Origin of the sequence: Thioclava sediminum, from assembly GCF_002020355.1 — a bacterium.
Classification (GTDB): Bacteria; Pseudomonadota; Alphaproteobacteria; order Rhodobacterales; family Rhodobacteraceae; genus Thioclava; species Thioclava sediminum.
The window spans coordinates 110,496-133,510 of sequence record NZ_MPZV01000002.1 but is presented as its reverse complement, the minus strand read 5'-3'; the positions used below and the strand labels follow the sequence as shown (position 1 = coordinate 133,510).

General features: G+C 64.5%; 21 protein-coding genes. 17 read left to right on the top strand and 4 right to left on the bottom strand.

All coding sequences use genetic code 11. The features are described from left to right. Window positions 1-79: 79 nt before the first annotated feature. Window positions 80-1,717, top strand: a complete 1,638-nt coding sequence (locus BMI91_RS07880) for a Na/Pi cotransporter family protein (protein WP_078604576.1) — start codon at window positions 80-82, stop codon at window positions 1,715-1,717. 42 nt (window positions 1,718-1,759) lie between these two features. On the opposite strand, the gene BMI91_RS07875 is transcribed toward BMI91_RS07880, so the two are convergent. Next, window positions 1,760-2,692, bottom strand: a complete 933-nt coding sequence (locus BMI91_RS07875; protein ID WP_078520308.1) for a LysR family transcriptional regulator — start codon at window positions 2,690-2,692, stop codon at window positions 1,760-1,762. A 134-nt stretch (window positions 2,693-2,826) separates the two neighbouring features. On the opposite strand from BMI91_RS07875, the gene chvE reads away from it, so the two are divergent. The 14 genes from chvE to BMI91_RS07810 all read left to right on the top strand — a co-directional run bounded on the left by chvE (window position 2,827) and on the right by BMI91_RS07810 (window position 19,153). Next, complete coding sequence (gene chvE, locus BMI91_RS07870) at window positions 2,827-3,882, top strand: multiple monosaccharide ABC transporter substrate-binding protein (RefSeq protein ID WP_078570080.1); 1,056 nt, start codon at window positions 2,827-2,829, stop codon at window positions 3,880-3,882. Between the two features lie 82 nt (window positions 3,883-3,964). Continuing rightward, the gene (gene mmsA / locus BMI91_RS07865) at window positions 3,965-5,485 is read left to right on the top strand and encodes a multiple monosaccharide ABC transporter ATP-binding protein (RefSeq protein ID WP_078604575.1); all 1,521 of its coding nucleotides are present in this window, start codon (window positions 3,965-3,967) and stop codon (window positions 5,483-5,485) included. An 8-nt stretch (window positions 5,486-5,493) separates the two neighbouring features. After that, on the top strand, window positions 5,494-6,696 hold the full coding sequence (mmsB, locus tag BMI91_RS07860; protein ID WP_078520305.1) for a multiple monosaccharide ABC transporter permease: 1,203 nt from the start codon (window positions 5,494-5,496) through the stop codon (window positions 6,694-6,696). A gap of 1 nt (window position 6,697) precedes the next feature. Then, window positions 6,698-7,684 (top strand): AraD1 family protein, encoded by a 987-nt coding sequence (gene araD1, locus BMI91_RS07855; RefSeq protein ID WP_078604574.1) that lies wholly within the window; start codon window positions 6,698-6,700, stop codon window positions 7,682-7,684. An 8-nt stretch (window positions 7,685-7,692) separates the two neighbouring features. Further along, window positions 7,693-9,435: an L-arabinonate dehydratase gene (gene araD, locus BMI91_RS07850; protein ID WP_078604573.1), complete on the top strand. Its 1,743-nt coding sequence runs from the start codon at window positions 7,693-7,695 to the stop codon at window positions 9,433-9,435. After that, window positions 9,435-10,346, top strand: coding sequence for a Gfo/Idh/MocA family protein (locus BMI91_RS07845; RefSeq protein ID WP_078604572.1), 912 nt, complete (start codon window positions 9,435-9,437; stop codon window positions 10,344-10,346). Before araD ends, BMI91_RS07845 begins: the two co-directional genes overlap by 1 nt. Before the next feature lie 10 nt (window positions 10,347-10,356). Continuing rightward, window positions 10,357-11,874, top strand: a complete 1,518-nt coding sequence (locus BMI91_RS07840) for an aldehyde dehydrogenase (NADP(+)) (RefSeq protein ID WP_078604571.1) — start codon at window positions 10,357-10,359, stop codon at window positions 11,872-11,874. Window positions 11,875-11,898: 24 nt separating this feature from the next. Beyond that, window positions 11,899-12,747, top strand: a complete 849-nt coding sequence (locus BMI91_RS07835) for an SMP-30/gluconolactonase/LRE family protein (RefSeq protein WP_093476985.1) — start codon at window positions 11,899-11,901, stop codon at window positions 12,745-12,747. Window positions 12,748-13,180: 433 nt separating this feature from the next. After that, window positions 13,181-14,233, top strand: coding sequence for a phosphate ABC transporter substrate-binding protein PstS (gene pstS, locus BMI91_RS07830; RefSeq protein ID WP_078604569.1), 1,053 nt, complete (start codon window positions 13,181-13,183; stop codon window positions 14,231-14,233). Between the two features lie 78 nt (window positions 14,234-14,311). After that, window positions 14,312-15,280: a phosphate ABC transporter permease subunit PstC gene (gene pstC / locus BMI91_RS19680; protein WP_078570087.1), complete on the top strand. Its 969-nt coding sequence runs from the start codon at window positions 14,312-14,314 to the stop codon at window positions 15,278-15,280. A 12-nt stretch (window positions 15,281-15,292) separates the two neighbouring features. Next, the gene (gene pstA, locus BMI91_RS19675) at window positions 15,293-16,123 is read left to right on the top strand and encodes a phosphate ABC transporter permease PstA (RefSeq protein ID WP_244176586.1); all 831 of its coding nucleotides are present in this window, start codon (window positions 15,293-15,295) and stop codon (window positions 16,121-16,123) included. Window positions 16,124-16,152: 29 nt separating this feature from the next. Next, window positions 16,153-16,932 (top strand): phosphate ABC transporter ATP-binding protein PstB, encoded by a 780-nt coding sequence (pstB, locus tag BMI91_RS07820; RefSeq protein ID WP_078605095.1) that lies wholly within the window; start codon window positions 16,153-16,155, stop codon window positions 16,930-16,932. Between the two features lie 69 nt (window positions 16,933-17,001). Then, window positions 17,002-18,099, top strand: coding sequence for a transglutaminase-like domain-containing protein (locus BMI91_RS07815; RefSeq protein ID WP_078604568.1), 1,098 nt, complete (start codon window positions 17,002-17,004; stop codon window positions 18,097-18,099). 79 nt (window positions 18,100-18,178) lie between these two features. Next, entirely contained in the window at window positions 18,179-19,153 is a 975-nt protein-coding gene (locus BMI91_RS07810; protein WP_078604567.1) for a type I glyceraldehyde-3-phosphate dehydrogenase, read from the top strand. Window positions 19,154-19,210: 57 nt separating this feature from the next. Here BMI91_RS07810 and BMI91_RS07805 read toward each other — a convergent pair whose 3' ends face one another. Next, window positions 19,211-19,930, bottom strand: a complete 720-nt coding sequence (locus BMI91_RS07805; protein ID WP_078541880.1) for a Bax inhibitor-1/YccA family protein — start codon at window positions 19,928-19,930, stop codon at window positions 19,211-19,213. Between the two features lie 134 nt (window positions 19,931-20,064). Continuing rightward, entirely contained in the window at window positions 20,065-20,295 is a 231-nt protein-coding gene (locus BMI91_RS07800) for a DUF1127 domain-containing protein (protein ID WP_078604566.1), read from the bottom strand. A gap of 114 nt (window positions 20,296-20,409) precedes the next feature. Between BMI91_RS07800 and BMI91_RS07795 the strand changes: the two genes are divergently transcribed. Next, entirely contained in the window at window positions 20,410-21,258 is an 849-nt protein-coding gene (locus tag BMI91_RS07795) for a LysR family transcriptional regulator (RefSeq protein ID WP_158522116.1), read from the top strand. Here BMI91_RS07795 and BMI91_RS07790 read toward each other — a convergent pair. After that, entirely contained in the window at window positions 21,249-22,217 is a 969-nt protein-coding gene (locus BMI91_RS07790) for an NADPH:quinone oxidoreductase family protein (RefSeq protein WP_078604564.1), read from the bottom strand. The genes BMI91_RS07795 and BMI91_RS07790 overlap by 10 nt on opposite strands. A 394-nt stretch (window positions 22,218-22,611) precedes the next feature. Between BMI91_RS07790 and BMI91_RS07785 the strand changes: the two genes are divergently transcribed. Beyond that, window positions 22,612-22,974, top strand: coding sequence for a helix-turn-helix domain-containing protein (locus BMI91_RS07785; protein ID WP_078541876.1), 363 nt, complete (start codon window positions 22,612-22,614; stop codon window positions 22,972-22,974). Window positions 22,975-23,015: the final 41 nt, after the last annotated feature.

Here is a 23,015-nt window from a genome sequence, read left to right as displayed (position 1 = left end):
ATTTTGATGCAGTTTAACGAGGTAGAACCGCGTGGCCTTGGAGGGCATCCGAAGCCAAACGCGGGATTTTGGAGAGCTTATGATCTATTTCCTGATCAATCTCGCGGGCGCGGTGGCGCTGCTGCTTTGGGCGGTTCGGCTGATCCGCACCGGGGTCGAGCGCGCCTTCATGGCTTCGCTGCGCCAGTTCCTGCGCCGCACGGCGGGCACGCGGATCAGTGCGATGGCGGCGGGGACGGGGGCGGCGATGCTGCTGCAAAGCTCGACCGCCGTCGCGATCCTGACCGCCGGCTTCGCCGCGAGCGGAACATTGGCCGCCGTGTCGGGCGTGGCGCTGGTGCTAGGCGCCGATCTGGGCTCGTCGATCGTGGCGCAGATCCTGCTCTCGCCGATCCATGTCCTTGTGCCCGCGCTTCTCGTGATCGGGGTGACGTTGTTTCTCAAGTCGAAAGCCCGCCGGCCGCGGCAGGCGGGACGCATCTTCGTGGGGCTGGCGCTGGTGCTGCTCTCGCTGGGTCTGATCGGCGAGGCGACGGCGCCCTTGCGCGACAGCGAACTGGTAGACGCGGTGCTGACCCGGCTGGGCAGCGACCTCGTCTCGGCCTTCGTCCTCGGGGCCTTGCTGACCTGGGCGATGCATTCCTCGATCGCGGCGGTCTTGATGTTCGTGACCTTCGCGGGCCAGGGCCTTTTGCCGGGGACGGGCGCCGCGGCGATGGTGCTGGGCGCGAACCTCGGCGGGGCGATCATCCCGGTGATGCTGACGCTGTCGGCCGATCCGATCCCGCGCCGCATCATGGTCTCGAATTTCGTCCTGCGCGGGGGCGGGGCCGCGCTGGTGCTGATCGGTCTGATGGCCTTCCCGCATGCGCTCGACTTTCTGGGCGCGACGACGGCGCGGCAGGTGGTCAACCTGCATCTGGTCTTCAACCTCGGCGTCGCGATCCTGTCGCTTCCGCTGATCCCTGCGGTGCTGCGTCTTGCCGGGGCGGTCGTGGTCGAACGCAAGGATCTGTCGCCCACACGGATCACCGCGCTCGACCAAAAGGGCTTGGGCGATCCGGGCCATGCCCTTGGCAATGCCGCGCGCGAGTTGCTGCGCATGGGCGAGCAGGTCTTGGAGATGCTGCAGCCTGCGCTCGGGCTTTTCGTCCGCTGGGACCCGGAGGTCGCCGCCCGCATCAAGCGCAACGAAACCGAGGTCGACCGCATGCATTACGAGATCAAGCTCTATGTCGCGCGGCTCAATGAGACGCGGCTGAGCACCGAGCAATCCCGGCGCGCGATGGAGATCGCGATGGTGGCGAACCATCTCGAGGATGCGGGCGATCAGATTTCGACCAATCTCGTCGATCTCGCCCAGCGCATCCACGAACGCGGCCTGACCTTCTCGGAAGAGGGGCTGCGGGAGCTGACCGATTTCCATGACCGCGTCACCTCGAACACGCGTCTGGCCCTGAACGTCCTGATGTCGGGGGAGATCGACGATGCGCGCCAGCTCGTGGAGGAGAAAGACCGCACTCGCGCCGCTGAGGCCGATTTGCAGGCGGCCCACCTTGCCCGGCTGCGCGCGAATAACAGTGCCTCTATCGAGACCACGAATATCCATCAGGAAACCGTGCGCGCGCTGAAGCAGATCAATACGGACGTGACCTATGTGGCCTATCCGATCCTCGAACAGGCAGGCGATCTGCGCGCGACGCGCCTGACCGGGTGAGCTAAGCGGATGGAGATGTGGGGACGTGGCTGCTGTCTGCGATCAGCTTGCCTGCCCCGAAAGCTGCAGCAGCTCTTCGCGCAATCTAAGGGCAAGCGGCGAGAGCGGGCGGCGGCGCAGACCCAGCAGGTAATAGGACGACACCCGAAATTCCTGCTGGATGCGCAGAACCGCGAAGCCCGCATTGACCGGGTCCCGGATAAGAAGCTGCGCGACCTCTTCCGAGACGGCGGCCACGGCGTCGCTTTGCGCGAGATAGGCGATGGTGAACAGCAGCGACGGGCTGTTCACGCAGTCGCGCGGCTCGGAGAGGCCCAGCGCCGCGAAGGCCTCGAAGGTCGCCTCCCGGATCGGCGCGCCGCGCTGCTGCAGGATCCATTCGTAATCCCCCAGTTCGGTCATCGTGACGAAGGGCGAGCGGGCCAGCGGGTGATTGGCGCGCACGAGAAAGACGATTTTCTCGTCGCGCATCGGGGTGATGTCGAAAAGCTCGCTGTCGAACTCGGGCAGAACCCGGGCGAGGATGAAATCCATTTCTCCCGCCGCGAGATAGCCCAACAGATCGCGTGACGGCAGAACCTCCACGGAAATGTCGCTCTCGGGCGAGGCACGTTTGACGGCGCGGATCGCGGGTACGAGATAGCCCACCGCAGGGCCGGTCACCGCGCCGATCCGCACCCGCCCGGCATGGCCGCTGCGCAGCGCCTCGATGTCGGAGCCCATGCTCTCGAGTTCGCGCAGAACGGCCCGGGCGCGGCGCAACACGGCCAGCCCGATCTCTGTCGGCTCCATCCCCTTGGGCTGCCGGGTGAACAGCGGCGCGTCGACCCGCCGCTCCACCTCGGCCAGCATCCGCGAGGCGGCCGGCTGCGTCATGGCGCAGCTCTCGGCGGCGAGTTGGAGTTGCCCGGACTCGGCGACCGCCCGGATCAGGCGCAACTGCGCCGGTTTCAGCATCAGGTGAGAAAGGGGCATATCACTTTCGGTATGCAGATTGCGTTGAATGTAATTTTATCATCATGCTCCCACATTGCTAGTGTTTCTCCCACGCCCGGTATCGGGCTGCGCGAGGAGGACAGACGGCCGCGCACCGTCATAGGGAGGACACCATGAAAATTAAAACCGCCGCCGCAGTGCTGGCGATCGGCACCGCTTTGCTCGGTTCCGGCGCTTGGGCCGAAACCGTAGGGATATCGATGCCGACCAAATCGTCGGCTCGCTGGATATCTGACGGCAACTCGATGGTCGAACAGTTCCAGGAAGCTGGCTACGACACTGACCTGCAATATGCGGAAGACGATATTCCGAACCAGCTCGCTCAAGTCGAGAACATGATCACCAAGGGCGTGGACGTTCTGGTGATCGCGGCGATCGACGGCACGACGCTGTCGAACGCTCTGGCCAACGCGAAGGCCGCCGATATCAAGGTCATCGCGTACGACCGCCTGATCCGCGACACGCCGGATGTCGACTATTACGCGACCTTCGACAACTTCAAGGTCGGCGTGGAGCAGGCCAATTCGCTGGTGCAGGGGCTCAAGGAGCGTTTCCCCGACACCAAGCCGTGGAATGTCGAGCTGTTCGGCGGCTCGCCGGACGATAACAACGCCTATTTCTTCTATAATGGCGCGATGTCGGTGCTGCAGCCGCTCATCGACTCGGGCGATGTCGTGATCCCGTCGGGCCAGATGGGCATGGACACGGTCGGCACGCTGCGCTGGGACGGTGCCGTGGCACAGTCGCGCATGGATAACCTTCTGTCGGCCAATTACACCGACAAGCAGGTGCAGGGCGTGCTCTCGCCCTATGACGGGCTGTCCATCGGCATCCTGTCCTCGCTCAAGGGCGTGGGCTATGGCTCGGGCGACATGAAGATGCCGATCGTTACCGGTCAGGATGCGGAAGTGCCTTCGGTGAAATCGATCCTCGCGGGCGAGCAGTACTCGACCATCTTCAAGGACACCCGCGAACTGGCGAAAGTCACCGTCGGCATGGTCAACGCGATGCTCAAGGGCGGCGAGCCCGAGATCAACGATACCGAGACCTATGACAACGGCGTCAAGGTGATCCCGTCCTACCTGCTCCAGCCGGTGCCGGTGGACAAATCGAACTGGGAAAAGGTTCTGATCGGCTCCGGTTACTACACCAAGGATCAGATCGAGTAAGCCGGGCCTCCCCGACTTGCCACGCTGGCCGCCCTTCGGGGCGGCCAGTCCCCCCCACTCGATTTGACGCCGGAGAGGTCGGATGACCACCCTTCTTGAAATGCGCAACATCACCAAGACCTTTCCTGGTGTGAAAGCGCTCGACGACGTCTCGATCGCGGTCCGTGACGGTGAAATCCACGCGATCTGCGGTGAGAACGGCGCGGGAAAATCGACCCTGATGAAAGTGCTCTCAGGCGTTTATCCCGCAGGCAGCTACGAGGGCGAGATCGTCTATGACGGCGCCGCTGCCGAATTCCGCGACATCCGCGACAGCGAAGATCGTGGCATCATCATCATTCACCAGGAGCTGGCGTTGGTGCCGCTTCTGTCGATTGCCGAGAACATCTATCTGGGCAATGAACGCGCCCAGAGCGGCGTGATCAACTGGCAGGAAACCTTCCAGCAGACCGAAGGCCTGCTGAAGAAGGTCGGTCTGCGCGAGGCGCCCGGCACGCTGGTCGACAGTCTCGGCGTGGGCAAGCAGCAGCTTGTCGAAATCGCGAAGGCGCTGTCGAAGAACGTGCGCCTGCTGATCCTCGACGAGCCGACGGCGGCGCTGTCGGAATCCGACAGTCAGGCTCTGCTGGATCTGCTGCTGGAGCTGAAGGCGCAGGGCGTCACCTCGATCATCATCAGCCACAAGCTCAACGAGGTGAAGCGCGTGGCCGACAGCGTCACCGTGATCCGCGACGGCGCCACGATCTCTACCATCGATGCGCGCGGCGGCGATCTCACCGAAGACCGCATCGTGCGCGACATGGTGGGCCGCGACATGGCGCATCGCTTCCCCGACCGGACCCGTCGCGCGGGCGAGGTGCTGTTTGAGTTGAAGAACTGGAACGTGCGCCACCCCGAACATCGCGACCGCCAGATGATCCGCGACCTGTCGATGCATGTCCGGGCAGGCGAAGTTGTGGGCATCGCGGGGCTGATGGGTTCGGGCCGCACCGAGCTTGCCATGAGCGTCTTCGGGCGCAGCTACGGGCGCGATATCTCGGGCGAGGTGCTGATCCACGGCAAGCCCGCCGATGTCTCCAGCGTCGACCGAGCCATCGCGGCGGGGCTCGCCTATGTCACCGAGGACCGCAAAAGCCTCGGGCTGATCCTCGAAGAAACGATCCAGCGCAACACCAGCCTCGCCAATCTCGGCGCGGTGGCGAAGAACGGCGTGGTCGAGGATTTTCGCGAAACCGAGGTGGCCGAGAAATACCGCCGCGACCTCAATATCCGCACGCCCTCGGTGTTCCAGAAGGTGATGAACCTCTCGGGCGGCAACCAGCAGAAGGTCGTGCTCGCGAAATGGCTCTTTACCGAGCCGGAGGTGCTGATCCTCGACGAGCCGACGCGCGGCATCGATGTCGGCGCGAAATACGAAATCTACGGGATCATCAATGAACTGAGCGCGGCCGGGAAGGCCGTCATCATGATCTCTTCGGAGATGCCGGAACTTCTGGGCATGTCCGACCGGATCTACGTGATGAACGAGGGCAGCTTCGTGGGCGAGTTGAACGCCGACGAGGCCAGCCAGGAGCGCATCATGTCCTTGATCGTTAGGGAATAGGGAAAGTCATGGACCAGATCGAACAAGCGAATTCCGAGCCTTCGGGAGGCCTTGGGATCGGCGCCTATATCGCGCGCCACATCCGCGAATACGGACTGCTGTTTGCGTTGATCGCGATCATGCTGTTCTTCCAGATCGTGACGGGCGGCACGTTGCTCAAGCCGGTCAACATCACCAACCTGTTCCTGCAGAACAGCTACATCATCATCATGGCCTTGGGCATGTTGCTGGTGATCGTGGGGGGCAATATCGACCTCTCGGTCGGCTCGGTGATGGGCTTTATCGGGGCCTTTGCCGCGGTGTTGATCGTGTCGATGGACCTGCCGGTCGCGGTGGCGATCCCGGCGTGCCTCGTGATGGGCATGGCGATTGGCGCGGTGCAGGGCTATTTCGTAGCCTATTGGAAAATCCCGTCCTTCATCGTGACACTGGCGGGGATGCTGGTGTTCCGCGGGCTGTCGCTCTGGCTGCTCGAAGGCCAATCCATCGGCCCCTTCCCGAAGTCGTTCCAAGCGCTCTCGACCGGGTTCATCGCGGACCCGTTCGGCGTGGGCCGTCCGAATATGCTGGCACTGGCGGTCGGTGTCGCGGCTGTGGTGCTCTTGGTGTGGCTGGGCCTGAGGGCGCGGTCGCGCGATGCGCGCTACGGGATCGAGGGCGAACCGCTTGGCCTCTTCGTGCTTCGCAATGCGATCGTCGCCGTGGCGCTTCTCTTCGTGACGTGGAAACTCGCATGGTTCCGCGGTCTGCCGAACGTGCTGCTGTCGATGGTGATCCTGACGATCATCTATGTCTTCGTAACCGAACGCACCACTCTGGGCCGCCGGGTCTATGCGGTGGGCGGCAATTCCAAGGCGGCCAAGCTGTCGGGCATCCGCACCGAGCGGCTGACCTTCCTGACCTTCGTGAACATGGGCCTTCTGGCCGCGCTCGCTGGTCTCGTCTTCGCCGCACGTCTGAATACCGCGACCCCGAAGGCGGGCTTCGCGGTGGAGCTCGACGTGATCGCGGCCGTGTTCATCGGGGGCGCCTCGATGTCGGGCGGCTCGGGCAAGATCATCGGCGCGGTTGTCGGCGCTTTCATCATGGGCGTGATGAATAACGGCATGTCGATCCTCGGGATTGGCATCGATTACCAACAGGTCATCAAGGGGCTCGTGCTGCTCGCCGCCGTCTTCTTCGATGTCTACAACAAGAACAAGGAAGCCTGAGATGTTGCTCTCGCAATTGACCCTTGCCGACGGATCGCGCGCCGTGGCCGTGCGCGACAACGGCCCCGCGCATCTGGTTCCGGGTGTCACCTCGACCCGCGATCTGGCGCTGGCCGCCATCGCCGCCGGGCACGATCTGGCTGCCGAGATCGCCGCGCGCGGGCAGGGGGACGAGGTGGACCTGGAGGCCGCCTATGCCGAGGGGCGGATGCTGGTGCCGCTCGATCATCCCGATGCCGCGCATCTGCATCTGACCGGGACGGGGCTGACCCATCTGGGCTCCGCCTCCACTCGCGATGCGATGCACACCAAGGTCACCGAGGAGATGACCGACAGCATGAAGATGTTCCGCATGGGGCTGGAGGGCGGAAAGCCCGCCGCTGGCTCGGTGGGTGTCCAGCCCGAGTGGTTCTACAAGGGCAACGGTCTGGCGGCAGTCGCGCCGGGCGCTGCGCTGACCTCGCCGAGCTTCGCGCTCGATGGTGGCGAGGAACCAGAGGTCGCGGGGCTCTACGTCATCGCGCCCGACGGGCAGCCGGTCCGCGTGGGCTTCGCGCTGGGCAACGAGTTCTCCGATCATGTGACCGAGCGCGGCAACTACCTGTGGCTCGCCCATTCCAAGCTGCGCCCGGCGAGCTTCGGCCCCGAGATGCTGGTGGGCGATCTGCCCGAAAGCGTCGAGGGCATCAGCCGCATCCTGCGCGACGGAAAGACGGTCTGGGAGAAACCTTTCCTGTCGGGCGAGGCGAACATGTCCCACTCCATCGCCAATCTCGAACATCACCATTTCAAATACGCGCCCTTCCGCGAGCCGGGCGATGTGCATGTGCATTTCTTCGGCACCGCCACGCTCAGCTTCGCCGACGGGATCAGCGCCGCGCCGGGGGACGTGTTCGAGATCGAATGCCCACAGTTCGGTCTCGCGCTGCGCAATCCGCTCGCCCTCAACTCCGACGCGTCGGCCCCCGTGGCCGTCGCCAGCCTCTGAGGTCCGATATGGCTTTCACACCCGCCCCTTGGCCCCGCAAACTGCGTTCGCAGGAATGGTATGGCGGCAATACGCGCGACACGATCTACCATCGCGGCTGGATGAAGAACCAAGGCTATCCGCATGACCTGTTCGACGGGCGCCCGATCATCGGCATCCTGAATACTTGGTCGGACCTGACGCCCTGCAATGGCCACCTGCGCGAGCTGGCCGAGAAGGTGAAGGCGGGCATCTGGGAGGCGGGTGGTTTCCCCGTCGAAGTGCCGGTCTTCTCGGCCTCGGAGAACACGTTCCGCCCGACCGCGATGATGTTTCGCAACCTTGCAGCCCTCGCGATCGAAGAGACGATCCGCGGCCAGCCGATGGACGGCGCGGTGCTTCTGGTGGGCTGCGACAAGACCACGCCGTCGCTGATGATGGCGGCGGCAAGCTGCGATATTCCGTCCATCGTCGTAACCGGCGGGCCGATGCTGAACGGCTATTTCCGGGGCGAGCGTGTGGGCTCGGGCACGCATCTGTGGAAATTCTCCGAAGCCGTGAAGGCGGGCGAGATGACGCAGGAGGAATTTCTCGAGGCCGAAGCGTCGATGAGCCGATCCTCGGGCACCTGCAACACGATGGGCACGGCAAGCACGATGGCGAGCATGGCCGAGGCGCTTGGCATGGCGCTGTCGGGCAACGCCGCGATCCCGGCGGTGGACAGCCGCCGCCGCGTCATGGCGCAGCTTTCGGGGCGGCGCATCGTGCAGATGGTGAAGGACGATCTGAAACCCTCCGACATCATGACCAAGCAGGCTTTCGAGAACGCGATCCGCACCAATGGCGCGATCGGCGGCTCGACCAATGCGGTGGTGCATCTGCTGGCGCTGGCGGGGCGCGTGGGCGTTGATGTCACGCTCGATGACTGGGACCGCTGCGGGCGCGACGTGAAGACCATCGTCAACCTGATGCCGTCGGGGAAATACCTGATGGAAGAGTTCTTCTACGCGGGTGGTCTGCCGGTCGTGCTGAAACGTCTGGGCGAGGCGGGGCAGCTCCACAAGGACGTGCTGACCGTGTCGGGCGGGGCGATCTGGGACGAGGTCAAGGACGTCGTGAACTGGAACGAGGACGTGATCCTGCCCGCCGACAAGCCGCTGACCGATCAGGGCGGCATCGCGGTGGTGCGCGGCAATCTCGCGCCGAAAGGGGCGGTGCTCAAACCCTCTGCGGCGAGCCCGCATCTGCTGACCCATCGCGGTCGCGCGGTCGTCTTCGAGGACATCGACGACTATAAGGCGAAGATCAACGACGACGCGCTCGATATCGACGAGACCTGCGTGATGGTGCTGAAGAATTGCGGCCCCAAGGGCTATCCCGGCATGTCCGAGGTCGGAAACATGGGCTTGCCGCCGAAAGTGCTGAAGAAGGGCATCACCGATATGGTCCGCATCTCGGATGCGCGGATGTCAGGCACCGCTTACGGAACGGTGGTGCTGCATACCTCGCCCGAGGCGGCCGCCGGTGGCCCGCTCGCGGTCGTGCAGAACGGCGACATGATCGCGCTCGACGTGCCGAACCGGAGCCTGACGCTCGAAATCTCGGACGCGGAACTGGCCGAGCGCCTTGCCAAGTGGCAGCCGAGTCATGAGCGGCCGGACGGTGGCTACGCGTGGCTGCATCAGGCGCATGTGATGGGTGCCGATACCGGGGCGGATCTCGATTTCCTCGTCGGCTGCCGGGGCAACCCGGTCGGAAAGGACAGTCATTGATGAAACTCGCGCTCGTCGGCATCGGCAAGATCGCTCTGGATCAGCACGTGCCCGCAATCGCTGCCAGCTCCGATTGGGAACTGGCCGCGACGGTCTCGCGGCATGGGACGGTCGAGGGGGTGCCCGCCTATACGCAGATCGAGGAGATGCTCTCCGCCCATCCCGAGATTGAGGTGGTGAGCCTCTGCCTGCCGCCCGTGCCGCGCTTTCTGGCTGCGCGCGCAGCGCTTGAAGCCGGGCGGCACGTGATGCTCGAAAAGCCGCCCGGGGCCACCTTGGCCGAGGTGCATACGCTTGAGGCGATGGCCTCTGCGCGGGGCCTCACGCTGTTCGCGACATGGCATTCGCGCATGGCCCATGCGGTGGCCGCCGCCAAGGCGTGGCTTGCGGATCGCAAGGTGCAGTCTGGCCGGATCACATGGCGCGAGGATGTGCGCAAATGGCATCCCGGGCAGGACTGGGTGTTCGAGCCCGGCGGCATGGGCGTTTTCGATCCGGGCATCAACGCGCTCTCGATCCTGACGGAAATCCTGCCCGCGCCGGTTCACCTGACCTCGGCGGAGCTGGAGTTTCCCGCCAACCGACAGGCCCCCATCGCCGTGCGGCTGAACTTTACCGGCGCGATCGAGGCGGATTTCGACTGGCGACAGGAAGGCCCCCAGACCTGGGATATCGAGCTGGAAACCGATGCCGGGTCGATGGCGTTGCGCCTTGGTGGCAACGTCCTTGAGATCGGCGTCGCGAAAGCCGAGGGTGCCGAGAGCATCATGGAAGAATACCCCGCACTCTATGCCCGCATGGCAGAGCTGGTGCGGCAGGGCGCATCCGACGTGGATCTCGCGCCGATGGTGCATGTGGCCGATGCGTTCCTGCTGGGCCGCCGCACCGCTGTTGAAGACTTCGAATTCTGAAGGATACCAAATGACCTATACCCCGCATGGCAAGCATCTGATCGCAGGCGATTGGGTAAAGACCGAGACCCGTTTCACGTCTGACCCGGCGCATGGGCCCTCGCATGAGTTCTGCATGGGCACGGTCGAGATGGTGAATGCCGCCTGCGAAGCGGCCGAGGATGCGTTTTGGGACTATGGCTATTCGAGCCGCGAAACCCGCGCGAAATTCCTCGAGACGATTGCCGACGAGATAGAGGCGCGCGGCGAGGCGATCACCGAGATCGGCACGCAGGAAAGCGGCTTGCCCGAAGCGCGCCTGAATGGCGAGCGCGGGCGCACCACCGGCCAATTGCGCCTGTTTGCGGAGCACATCCGCAAGGGCGACTATCTGGATCGCCGCCACGACAAGGCGCTGCCCGACCGCCAGCCGTTGCCGCGCCCCGACCTGCGGATGATCCAGCGTCCCATCGGCCCGGTCGCGGTGTTCGGCGCGTCGAACTTCCCGCTCGCGTTTTCGACGGCGGGCGGCGACACGGCCTCAGCGCTGGCGGCGGGCTGCCCGGTCGTGGTGAAGGGCCATCCGGCGCATCCCGGCACCGGCGAGATCGTGGCCGAAGCGATCAAGGCCGCCGTCGAGAAATGCGGAATGTCCAAGGGGGTGTTCAGCCTCGTCCAAGGCGGCTCGCATGATGTGGGGCAGGGGCTGGTGCAACACCCGCTGATCAAGGCGGTGGGCTTCACCGGCAGCTTGGGCGGCGGCAAGGCGCTTTATGACCTTTGCGCGCAGCGTCCCGAGCCGATCCCCTTCTTCGGCGAGCTGGGCTCGGTCAACCCGATGTTCATGCTGCCCGAAGCGATTGCGGCACGCGGTGAGGATCTGGGCGTGGGCTGGGCGGCCTCGCTGATGATGGGGGCGGGCCAGTTCTGCACCAATCCCGGTATTGTCGTGGTCAAAGAAGGCACCGAGGGCGAGAGTTTCGTGAACGCGGCCCTCGCAGCGCTCGAGGCGGGCGGCTCGCAGGTCATGCTGACCGACGGCATCGCCGAAGCCTATAGCAAGGGCGCCGCGCGGTTCGAGGAGGCCGGGGGCGTTCAGCAACTGCTGACTCAGGTTTGCGACCGGCGCGAGGCGAAGCCCTACCTGTTCCGCGTCTCCGCCGCCGACTGGCTGGAGAACGAAGTTCTCTCTGAGGAGGTGTTCGGCCCGCTTGGTCTGATCGTGACGGTCAAGGATGACGACGAGATGGTGAAGGTCGCGCGCAGCTTCTCGGGGCAGTTGACCGCGACGCTGCATATGGATGACGGCGATGCGGCGCTGGCCGGACGGCTGCTGCCGGTGCTGGAGCGCAAGGCGGGCAGGGTGCTTGCGAATGGGTTCCCAACCGGCGTGGAGGTCTGCGACGCGATGGTCCATGGCGGGCCTTACCCGGCGTCCACGAATTTCGGCGCGACCAGCGTCGGCACGCTCGCGATCCGGCGTTTCCTGCGGCCCGTTTGTTTCCAGAACATTCCCGAGAACCTCTTGCCCGAAGACCTGCAGGGGTGAGAGGCTTCCGCAAATTGCGGGAGGATTCATATGAGCGTGTTTGACGACAGGGTTTGCGAGCTGGGGGAGGGGCCGTTCTGGCATCCCGAGCGCAGCCAGTTCTTCTGGTTCGATATCCTGAACCGCAAGCTGCTGACGCGCGATGCCAACGGGCCGCTCGAATGGCAGTTCGAGGGCATGGCCTCGGCGGCAGGCTGGGTGGATCGCGAGCGGATGATCCTCGCGACCGAGACCGGCCTGTCGCTGTTCCACATCGGCGAGGGCACGCTGGAGCCGCTCGTCGAAGTGGAGGCCGACGATCCCGGCACCCGCTCGAATGACGGGCGGGCGGATCGGCAGGGTGGCTTCTGGTTCGGCACGATGGGCAAAGAGGCGGAGCGCGGGCGCGGCACGATCTATCGCTATTACCGGGGCGAGCTGCGTCGCCTCGTCTCGGAAATTTCCATCCCCAACGCGATTTGCTTCACTCTCGACGGTCGCACGGCTTACTACGCCGATACGCCCAGCCATAAGGTCTGGTGCCAGCCACTGGACGCGGATGGCTGGCCCGAGGGCGAGAGCCGGCTGTTTCTCGACCTCTCGTCCGAGGGCCTCTACCCCGACGGGGCAGTGGTCGATGCAGAGGGTGGCTTCTGGTGCGCGCTTTGGAGTTCGGGGCGGGTGGCCCGTTTCGATGCGGAAGGCCGCATGACCCATCATCTCGATTTGCCGGGGAAGAACAGCACCTGTCCGGCCTTCGGGGGCGCGGATATGCGCGACGTGCTGGTCACGAGCGCGCTTGAGGGGATGACCGATCCCGATGCGGATCAGGGTCTGTCCTATCTGCTGCGCGCGCCGGTCGTCGGTGTGCCCGAGCCGCACGTGATCTTGTAGCCTTTGTCGCGAGTCAGATCGTGCGGCATCCGCTTGCCGCACGCCGACTCTGAGTCGCGAGGGCAGGGCGATCCGGCCTTCGCGACCGTTTCATGACACCGAAATAGTCACGAAAACCGCCTGCAGACTGTCATTTTCTCGGCGAAATTTACGTAGGGGGCGCCGTATGCGGCCCATGCCTCGCGGCGTTGCGATAAGAGCGTGATCGCCGGAGGCGTGTGAAAGGCCCTATGGATCTTCCGTTTTCGGGGTTTCTTGCCCAAGGCGTGTCGTGATCCCGAAGCCCCTAAAACCGCCAGATTATCACGCCCTGTCACGCAATCGCGACTGTTACATAGCTGTCAAAAAGCCCCGTCATGAGTGCACCCAGCGGACGGGACGAGTTTCGTTACCGCGTTCATAGCTTCCGAATTCTGACAGCGAGGACTGTTCAATGTTCATCACCCGCCTCACCCTCACCGCCGCGATCGCCGGTGCGACGCTGGCTTCGGCCGCCGCGGTGCAGGCCGCCGACATCTCCGGCGCCGGCGCGACCTTCCCCTATCCGATCTACTCGGCTTGGGCGAAAACCTACAAAGAGAAGACGGGCACGGGCCTCAACTACCAGGCCATCGGCTCGGGCGGCGGCATCAAGCAGATCGAATCCCGCACCGTGACCTTCGGCGCGTCCGACAAGCCGCTGGGCGGCGACGAGCTGGAGAAGAACACGCTGGTTCAGTTCCCGACCGTCATGGGCGGCATCGTTCCGGTCGTGAACGTCGAAGGCATCAAGCCGGGCGAGCTGGTTCTCGACGGCGAGACGCTGGCGAAGATCTACGAAGGCAAGATCACCAAGTGGAACGATCCGGCCATTGCCAAGCTCAACGAAGGCGTGAAACTCCCCGACGCGGCGATCGCCGTTGTCCACCGTTCGGACGGTTCGGGCACCACCTTCAACTACACCTATTACCTCGCCTCGGTCGATGAGACCTGGAAGAACGACATCGGCGTCTCGACCGCTGTCGAATGGCCGGTGGGTCTTGGCGCCAAGGGCAACCAGGGCGTGGCTGCGAACGTTGATCAGACGAAGAACTCGATCGGCTATGTCGAATATGCCTACGCGCTGCAGAACAACATGACCTACACGGACATGATCAACAAAGCAGGCAAGAAAGTCGCGCCGAAGGCCGAAGCCTTCGCCGCAGCCGCCGCCAATGCCGACTGGTCGAGCCAGCCGGGCTTCGGCGTCATCCTCGCCAACCAGCCGGGCGACAAGACCTGGCCGATGACCGCGGCGACCTTCATCCTGATGCACAAGGACGCCAAGGACGGTGCGGCTTCGACCGAAGCGCTGAAGTTCTTCGACTGGGCCTACGCGAACGGCGGCGACGCGGCAGCCAAGCTGGACTACATCCCGATGCCCGAAAACGTCGTGGCTCAGATCAAGAAAGAATGGGGTCAGATCAAAGGCAAGGATGGCAACGCTGTCTGGTCGATGAACCACTGATCCTTCCTGCCATAAACACCTTCGGGGGAGGGCTGCATCTGCGGCCCTCCCTTTCTGCGATTTTGAGTGGAGTGCGCGATGACGGCGACAAGCGATTACGACAGCGGCGTGAAGAGCACGCGCCCGGTGGCCCAGTCCGACCGGATATTCGGCTCGTTGACGCTGGCCGCCGCGGTGGTGGTGCTGCTGGTTCTCCTGGGCGTGTTCGCCTCGCTCGTTATGGGGGCGTGGCCGGCGTTTAAGGAATACGGGCTGCCGTTCCTGTGGACCGCGAAATGGAACCCGGTGACCGACAAGTTCGGCGCGCTGGCGCCGCTTTACGGCACGGTCGTCACCTCGATCATCGCGATGGTCATCGCGGTGCCGGTGGGGCTTGGCATCGCGATCTTCCTGACCGAGACCTGCCCGCGCGTGTTGCGCCGCCCGCTTGGGATCGCGATCGAGCTGCTCGCGGGCATCCCCTCGATCATCTACGGCATCTGGGGCCTCTTCGTCTTCGCGCCCTTCATGCAGAGCTATATCCAGCCCTTCCTGATCGACACGCTGGGCCATGTCCCGGTGATCGGCACGCTCTTCGCGGGCCCGCCCTACGGGATCGGGATGCTGACTGCGGGGCTGATCCTCGCGATGATGATCCTGCCCTTCATCGCGTCGCTCGCGCGCGATATCTTCCAGACGGTGCCGCCGATGCTGCGTGAAAGCGCATACGGCATGGGCATGACCCGCTGGGAGGTGAACCGCCATATCGTGATCCCGCATGTGCGCACCGCGCTGGTGGGCGGCATCATGCTGTCGCTTGGCCGCGCGCTGGGCGAGACGATGGCCGTGACCTTCGTGATCGGCAACGCGCATCGCATCTCGGGCTCGATCCTCGCACCGGGCACCACGATCTCGGCGGCGATCGCCAACGAATTCACCGAGGCCACGACGCCGATCTACACCTCGTCGCTGATCGCGCTTGGCCTCGTTCTGTTCATCCTCACCTTCATCGTGCTCGCCGCTGCCCAGTGGATGCTCAAGCGCATGAAGCAAAAGTCGGGAGCGTAAGACATGGCTTCGATGACCCGCAGAAAAACCATCAACGCGGTGATGATGACGCTGTCCACGGGGGCGGCGGCGCTCGGCCTCTTCGTGCTGGCCGTGATCCTGCTCTACCTGCTCTACAAGGGGGCGAGCGCGCTGAACCTTTCCGTCTTCACCCAAGACACGCCTTCGCCGATGGAGCCGGGGGGCTTGCGCAATGCGATCCTCGGCTCGGTGATCATGTCGGCGATCGCGGTGGCGATCGGGACGCCGATCGGCATCCTCGCCGGGACCTACATGGCCGAATACGGGCGCTATGCGAAGCTGTCCAAGGTGATCCGCTTCGTGAATGATATCCTTCTGTCGGCACCCTCGATCATCGTGGGCCTCTTCGTCTATCAGGTGCTCGTCGTCAGCCTCGGGCATTTCTCGGCGCTTGCGGGCTCGGTCGCGCTGGCGATCCTCGTGATCCCGATCGTCGTGCGCACCACCGAGGACATGCTGCGCCTCGTGCCCGACCAGTTGCGCGAGGCAGGGCTTGCGATGGGTTGGCCGCGCTGGATCGTGATCCGCACGGTCGCCTACAAGGCGGCGATGGCGGGGATCGTGACCGGCGTGCTGCTGGCCATCGCCCGGATTTCGGGCGAGACCGCGCCGCTTCTCTTCACGGCGCTGTCCAACAACTTCTTCAGCCTCGATCTGACGCAGCCGATGGCTTCGCTGCCGATCACCATCTTCCAATTCGCGCTTTCGCCCTATGACAACTGGCAGGCCCTTGCCTGGGCAGGCGCGCTTCTCATCACCGTCGCGGTGCTGGCGCTGGCGATTGTCGCCCGCCTCGTCACCTCCAAGAAGGAGAAACACTGATGGATACCCTCATTCGCGACCGCTCGCCGATGACCTTCGACGGGGTAGATCCCGCGCCGAAATCGCGCATCTCGATCAAGAACCTCGATTTCTTCTACGGCGATTTCAAAGCCCTGAAATCGATCAATCTCGACCTGCCCGAGAACCGTGTGACCGCCTTCATCGGCCCGTCGGGCTGTGGCAAGTCCACGCTCTTGCGCGTGCTCAACCGGATGTATGACCTCTATCCGAAGCAGACCGCGACGGGGGAGGTGCTGCTCGATGGCGAGAATATCCTCGGCAAGAAGGTCGATCTCAACCGGCTGCGCGCCAAGGTGGGCATGGTGTTCCAGAAGCCCACGCCCTTCCCGATGACGATCCACGAGAATATCGCCTTCGGCCTACGCCTCGCGAATTACGCGAAATCCGAGATCGACGACCGGGTTCAGGCGGCGCTGAAGGGGGCGGCGCTCTGGGACGAGGTGAAGGACAAGCTGCAAAGCTCGGGCCAGTCGCTCTCGGGCGGTCAGCAGCAGCGTCTGTGCGTCGCGCGCACCATCGCGGTGGAGCCGGAGGTGATCCTGCTCGACGAGCCGGCTTCCGCGCTCGATCCGATCTCGACCGGCAAGCTGGAGGAGACGATTCATCAGCTCAAGGAACAGTTCACCATCGCCATCGTCACCCACAACATGCAGCAGGCGAGCCGCGTCTCTGATCGCACCGCCTTCATGTATCTGGGCGAGCTGATCGAAGAGGGCGAGACCGCGCAGATCTTCACCCGCCCGCGGGTCGAGCGTACCTCGGACTACATCACCGGGCGGTTCGGCTGAGCGAACTGCTGCCTTGTTCTTGCAGGGGCGTGGGCGTAGAACGCGGCCAGTATTCAGCGGAGTGGTGACATGGCTTTGAACAGACGGCGTCTTCTGCAACTCGGTGCGGCTTCGATGGCGCTGGCGGCCAGCCCGCGCGGTGCGATGGCGGCGTTCGACCCCAAGCCCACGGGCTGGCGCAGCTTCGAGCTGGTCACCAAGGTCAGCCTGCCCGGCGGTGGCGAGACGGCGCAGCTTTGGGTGCCGGTACCTTCCGTGCATGGCGACGGCTGGATGAAGCCCGGCGCGGTGAACTGGGAAAGCGATGCGGACGAGGTTCAGATCGTGAATGCGTCCGACACCGGCACGCCGATGGTGCATGCGGTCTGGGGCGCCTCCGAGGGCCCGCGTACGCTGACCCTGACGACGCAGGCCCAGACGCAGGACTTCGTGGTCGATCTGAGCAAGCCGGGCGACGTGGCGCCGCTGGACGAGGTCGAGCGTGCGCGCTTCACCGCCGCGACCAAGCTGCTGCCGACCGACGGGATCGTGAAGCAGACCGCCGACTCGATCACGCGCGGGAAGACCGGCGATCTGGAGAAAGCCCGCGCGATCTACGAATGGATCGTCGAGAACACCGTGCGCAATCCGAAGACGCCGGGCTGCGGTCTGGGCGATATCTCTTTCATGCTGACCTCGGGCGACCTGTCGGGCAAATGCGCCGATCTCAACGCGCTCTTCGTCGGGCTGTCACGTGCTGCCGGTCTGCCCGCACGTGATGTCTATGGCATTCGCGTCGCGCCCTCGCGCTTCGGCTACAAGAGCCTCGGTCTGAAATCCGAAGATGCCACCGGCGCGCAGCATTGCCGCTCGGAAGTCTGGCTGAGCGGCTTCGGCTGGGTGCCCGCCGACGCCGCCGATGTGCGCAAGGTGATGCTGCAGGAAGGCGAGGGCCATCTGGGGCTCAAAGACCCGAAGGTGGTCGACGTGCGCGCGAAGCTGTTCGGCGCATGGGAAGGCAACTGGGTTGGCTATAACTACGCGCATGACGTGGACCTGCCGGGGTCGGACGGGCCGGAGCTGCCCTATCTGATGTATCCGCAGGCCGAGATCGACGGCAAACGCCGCGACTATCTCGATGCCAAGGACTTCACCTATCAGATCACCGCGCACGAACTGTCGGCCTGAAGTCTCTCGTATCGGTGACAATCGCGCACTTTCCCTTGGCGCCCTGCGGCGCTAAGGGCGTTTGCAGGAGGTGCGCCAGATGCGTGTTTTCATAAACGGGTTCGGACGGATCGGTCGCTCGGTGCTGCGCGCCTGGGCGGAGGCGCCTGCGCGCTGGCCGGGGCTCGAGATCGTGGGCGTCAACGATATCGAAGCGCCCGAGATGCTGGCCTACCTGTTCGAATATGACAGCGTCTTTGGCCCGTGGCGGGGCACGGTCGCGCTGGAACCGGGTGCGCTGGTGATCAACGGCACCCGGATCGCGCTGCACCGGGCGGATGATATCTCCACGCTCGATCTGTCGGATGTCGATCTGGTGATGGAATGCACCGGTCGCGCCGACAGCCCGCAGATCGCGGGGCAGGGGATCGCGGGTGGCGCGTCTCGCGTACTGATTTCCGGACCTGCGAAAGCGGCCGAGATCACCGTGGTTCTGGGCGCTAATGATGCGGCGCTGAACGGGCAGAAGATCGTCTCCAACGCCAGCTGCACGACGAACGCGCTGGCGCCGCTTGCGCGGCTGATCGATGCGGAATTCGGGATCGTCACCGGCTCGATGACAACGGTGCATTGCTATACCGGCTCGCAGCCCACGGTCGACAAGCCGCGCGGCCCGATGGAGCGCTCGCGCGCCGCCGCGCTGTCGATGGTGCCGACGACGACCTCCGCAGGCAAGCTGATGGAAGAGGTGCTCCCCGATCTCGCCGGTCGCCTGATTGCGCAGGCGGTGCGGGTGCCCACGGCCTCTGTCTCAGCGGTCGATCTGGCGGTGACGGTGAAAAAAACTGCCACGGTCGCGCAGATCAACGCGGTGCTGCAAGGCGCGGGTGGCGTGATCGGCACGACCGGGAAACCGCTCGTCTCCACCGATCTGCGCGCGCGCCCCGAGAGCATCGTCATGGCGCTGCCCGAGACGCGGGCGACCCAGCATGGGCTGATCCGGGTCTTCGGCTGGTATGACAACGAGTGGGGCTTCTCCAACCGCATGCTCGATATGGCGCTGCGGATGGGCTGACATGAAAAAGCCCCGCCGGTTGGGCGGGGCTTCGTGTCGTGTTCGCTTGGGCGCGGATCAGTTCCGGTTGCCCATGAATTGCAGCAGGAACATGAACAGGTTCAGGAAGTCCAGGTAGAGCTGCAGCGCGCCGATGATGGCGGCTTTGCCCATGAACTCCGAGTCGCTGGCCGCGAGCTGCAGGTAGGTGTTCTTGATGTTCTGCGTGTCGTAGGCCGTGAGGCCCGCGAAGATCAGAACGCCGATCACCGAGATCGCGAAGGCCATCGCCGAGGAGGCGAGGAAGATGTTCACGATCGAAGCGACGATCAGGCCAATCAGACCCATCATCAGGAACGAGCCCATCGCGCTCAGGTTACGCTTCGTGGTGTAGCCGTAAAGCGAAAGACCCGCGAAGGAGATCGCCGTCACGAGGAAGGTCTGCGCGATCGAGATGCCGGTATAGGCAGCGAAGATGAAGCTGATCGACAGCCCCATCAGCGCGGCATAGACGAAGAACACGATCTGCGCCGTGCTGGTCGACATCTTGTTGATCATCGCACCGAAGGCGAAGACGATCGCCAGCGGAGCCAGCATCACAACCCATTTGAGGCCCGAGCCGAAGATCGCGGCAACGAGCGCCGGGTTCGTACCCACACCAAACGCCACGGCCCCGGTCACCAGCATCGCCAGCGACATAAGCCCGTAGACCTTGTTCATATGTGCGCGAAGACCCTCGTCAATCGCAGCCTGACGCGTGCCCGCCTGGGGGGTCCGCATCGTTTCGAAATCAGCCATCAGCACCTCCAACTATATCTCCCGGTCGTCCCTCGGACCGGTTTCGCTACCGATATTGGCAGAGCAGCCCCGAAATTCAAGATTTGGGGCCGCTCGAAAATGCCTCGTTTCGCACTGTTTTCACGTCTTTTGTCTCAGCGGCCCGCGCGCCAGTGATCGGGGGCGTCCCAAATCCAGCGCCGTGCCTCGAATGCGGCCTCGGTCTCGCTCAGCCCGAGGTCGTCGAGAAGCCTTGAATCAAGGCGCTCGAGAGCCCGGCGCGACCGGTGATAGGCGGCCATGCGAGCGAGGGTCGCAAAGAGGCCCTGCCGTGCGGGACGGGCAGGGGCGCAGCAGGCGGCGTTGCGCCGGGTCAGGAAGGTCATCGTCTCATCCTCCGTGGCAGATCGTTCCTGCCGAGAAGGATGGCGCAAGTTTATTGATGATGAAAACGAATGATTGTGCTAATAAGCATCACGAAACGTGATGGATGGGCGGACATGGCGCAAAACCTCGATATCGCCGCGCTGCGGGCGCTCCTCACGGTCGCCGAGACCGGGTCGGTGACGCAGGCGGCGCGACTTCTGAACCTGACGCAATCGGCGGTCTCGATGCAGATCCGTCGCTTGGAGGAAGCGCTCGACAAGGTTCTCTTCGACCGGGCGAACCGCAAGATGGCGCTGACCCGTGCGGGGCGCTCGCTTCTGGACCACGCCCGCCGCATCTGTGCCGAGAACGATGCGGCGCTGGCGCGGCTGCGCGCGGCGGACGCCGAGGTGACCGTGCGCTTCGGTCTGCCCTATGATCTGGTCAGCCCGCAAATGCCGGGCCTGCTGCGCGCGATGGCCGAGCAATGGCCGATGGTGCGCCTGCAGCTTGTCTCGCGCCGTTCGTCGGTGCTGCGCCGGATGTTCGATGCGGGGGAGCTCGATATTATCCTGACCACCGAAGACAAGCCCGGACACGAGGCCGAGGTGCTGGCTTCCGATGATCTGGTCTGGATCGGCGCGCAGCTCGGGCGGGCCTTTTGCGAGCGCCCGCTGATGCTGTCGATCGAGGAAAGCTGCGCCTTCTATGACGCGGCGCTGGAGGCGCTTGAATCGGTCGGAATCGAGGCGAAATCCGCTTTCGAGGGGCAATCTGACGAAATGGCGAGCGCAACGGTGGCGGCCGATATGGGCGTCGCGGTGCGTCTGTCGCGATATATCCCGCTGGGCTGCGTGGCCTTGGGGCCCGAGAGCGGCCTGCCGGCGATCGGCCGCTCTCGCATCTGCTTTTATGACACGGGACGATTGACCGGCGACCCGGTCGACGCGTTTCGCGCCATGCTCCGCGAGGCCTATGCCTGAGCGCCGATCTCGATGACCAGCTTGCCGGTGGAGCGGCGCGCGCGCAGATCCTCCAGCGCGTCCGGGATCTGCTCCATCGGATAGGTCGCGCCGATATGCGGGTTGAGGCCGCCCTGCGCGAACCAGTCGAACAGCCGCGCCATCGAGCCGGTCAGCACCTGCGGGTCGAGCTTGAGATAGCCACCCCAGTAGAGCCCGTGGATCGCGATATTCTTCACCAGCGCGTGGTTGAGCGGCAGCTTCGGCTGGCTGCCGCTGGCGAACCCGATCACGAGATAGCGCCCGCCGGGCTTCAGCGCGCGGAACGCCGCTTCGCCCGCCGGGCCGCCGATCGCGTCATAGACCACGTCGCAGCCGCCAAGCGCCTTGATGGCCCCCTTGAGGTCGTCGCTCTCGCTGTCGAGCGTCTCATCGGCTCCGGCGTCCCGCGCGATTTGCTGCTTCGCCTCGCCGCGCGCGCAGGCGATCACCCGTGCGCCCATCTTCTTGCCGATCTCGACAGCGGTGAGGCCGACACCACCAGCCGCGCCCAGAACCACCAGCGTCTCGCCCTCGGCAAGCGCTGCGCGCGTCTCCAGCGCCACATGGCTGGTGCCATAGGCGATCTGGAAGGCCGCAGCCTGCGCGTAGCTCATCGCGTCCGGCATTGGGGTGCAGCGGCTTTCCGGGAAATTGCCCGCCTCCGCCAGCCCGCCTTGGCCCGCAAAGACCGCAACGCGGGTGCCCGGGGCGAGGGTGCAGCCTTCGCCTGCCGCGATGACCTCGCCCGCGAGCTCCATCCCGAGGGTGAAGGGCGGGGCGGGGGTGTCTTGGTATTTCCCCTCGATCATCAGCAGGTCGGCGAAGTTCAGGCCGCAGGCCCGGATGGCCACCTGAACCTCGCCCGGCCCCGGCGCGGGCAGGGGGATTTCGGTCAGCTCGGGGCGTTGCCCGGGGGCGGTCTGAACATAGGCGCGCATCGAATGCTCCGGCAGGTTGTGTCTCGAGGCGGGTCTGCCAAGCGGGCGGACCCTTCGGCGTCCGTGATAAACCGCGCGAGAGATCAGGACCAGCCCGCGCTTTTGGTGCCGGAAGCGACCCCGCGGCAGGTCCGATCCGCGGGTTGACGCGCGAATCAATCCCTCGTGACAGACCGGTTAGCGCCACCATCTTCCCCTACGGCACCTGAGTCGTTGATTTGCAAATCGCAAAACACGCGGAAGGCGAATAGCGGGCGACCTATCCTTTAGGTTAGGTGTGCTGCGGAAAGCCGCAAATTCCCTGTCTTTTTAGACAGGTTTGAGATTTTACCCGCGCAGGCCACACTCAGCGCACGGTAGTTTGCGGGTGAAATTGGCTTAAAGGGGAAAGAGTATGAAGCATCCGGTTGATGTCCACGTGGGCAAGCGTATCCGGCACCGGCGCTGGATGATTGGGATGACCCAACAACAGCTTGCGGACAAAGTTGGGATCAAATTCCAGCAGATTCAGAAATACGAAACCGGGATGAATCGCGTCTCGGCGTCGCGTCTCTGGGATATCGCGGATGCGCTCGAGGTTCCGATCTCGTTCTTCTTCGAGGGTCTCGCGGAAGACAGCGGGATGCAACCGGAAGTGGCGGGGGATATTCTGTCCGACAAGGAGGCGCTCGCACTCGTGCGTTCCTATTACGCGATCCCGGAGGCGCAGCGCCGCCGGCTGTTCGAACTGGCCAAGGTTCTGTCCGACGCGGCCTGAGCGCCACGCAGACGAGTTTAGGCGCAACTGGCGACCGAATG

Coding starts and splice junctions, on each gene's coding strand:
- mmsA (WP_078604575.1), top strand. CDS start 3,965: ATGACCACCCTTCTTGAAATGCGCAACATCACCAAGACCTTTCCTGGT.
- pstA (WP_244176586.1), top strand. CDS start 15,293: ATGACCCGCAGAAAAACCATCAACGCGGTGATGATGACGCTGTCCACG.
- BMI91_RS07810 (WP_078604567.1), top strand. CDS start 18,179: ATGCGTGTTTTCATAAACGGGTTCGGACGGATCGGTCGCTCGGTGCTG.
- BMI91_RS07840 (WP_078604571.1), top strand. CDS start 10,357: ATGACCTATACCCCGCATGGCAAGCATCTGATCGCAGGCGATTGGGTA.
- BMI91_RS07845 (WP_078604572.1), top strand. CDS start 9,435: ATGAAACTCGCGCTCGTCGGCATCGGCAAGATCGCTCTGGATCAGCAC.
- BMI91_RS07785 (WP_078541876.1), top strand. CDS start 22,612: ATGAAGCATCCGGTTGATGTCCACGTGGGCAAGCGTATCCGGCACCGG.
- mmsB (WP_078520305.1), top strand. CDS start 5,494: ATGGACCAGATCGAACAAGCGAATTCCGAGCCTTCGGGAGGCCTTGGG.
- chvE (WP_078570080.1), top strand. CDS start 2,827: ATGAAAATTAAAACCGCCGCCGCAGTGCTGGCGATCGGCACCGCTTTG.
- araD1 (WP_078604574.1), top strand. CDS start 6,698: ATGTTGCTCTCGCAATTGACCCTTGCCGACGGATCGCGCGCCGTGGCC.
- BMI91_RS07880 (WP_078604576.1), top strand. CDS start 80: ATGATCTATTTCCTGATCAATCTCGCGGGCGCGGTGGCGCTGCTGCTT.
- araD (WP_078604573.1), top strand. CDS start 7,693: ATGGCTTTCACACCCGCCCCTTGGCCCCGCAAACTGCGTTCGCAGGAA.
- pstS (WP_078604569.1), top strand. CDS start 13,181: ATGTTCATCACCCGCCTCACCCTCACCGCCGCGATCGCCGGTGCGACG.
- BMI91_RS07800 (WP_078604566.1), bottom strand. CDS start 20,295: ATGACCTTCCTGACCCGGCGCAACGCCGCCTGCTGCGCCCCTGCCCGT.
- BMI91_RS07875 (WP_078520308.1), bottom strand. CDS start 2,692: ATGCCCCTTTCTCACCTGATGCTGAAACCGGCGCAGTTGCGCCTGATC.
- BMI91_RS07805 (WP_078541880.1), bottom strand. CDS start 19,930: ATGGCTGATTTCGAAACGATGCGGACCCCCCAGGCGGGCACGCGTCAG.
- pstB (WP_078605095.1), top strand. CDS start 16,153: ATGACCTTCGACGGGGTAGATCCCGCGCCGAAATCGCGCATCTCGATC.
- BMI91_RS07795 (WP_158522116.1), top strand. CDS start 20,410: ATGGCGCAAAACCTCGATATCGCCGCGCTGCGGGCGCTCCTCACGGTC.
- pstC (WP_078570087.1), top strand. CDS start 14,312: ATGACGGCGACAAGCGATTACGACAGCGGCGTGAAGAGCACGCGCCCG.
- BMI91_RS07790 (WP_078604564.1), bottom strand. CDS start 22,217: ATGCGCGCCTATGTTCAGACCGCCCCCGGGCAACGCCCCGAGCTGACC.
- BMI91_RS07815 (WP_078604568.1), top strand. CDS start 17,002: ATGGCTTTGAACAGACGGCGTCTTCTGCAACTCGGTGCGGCTTCGATG.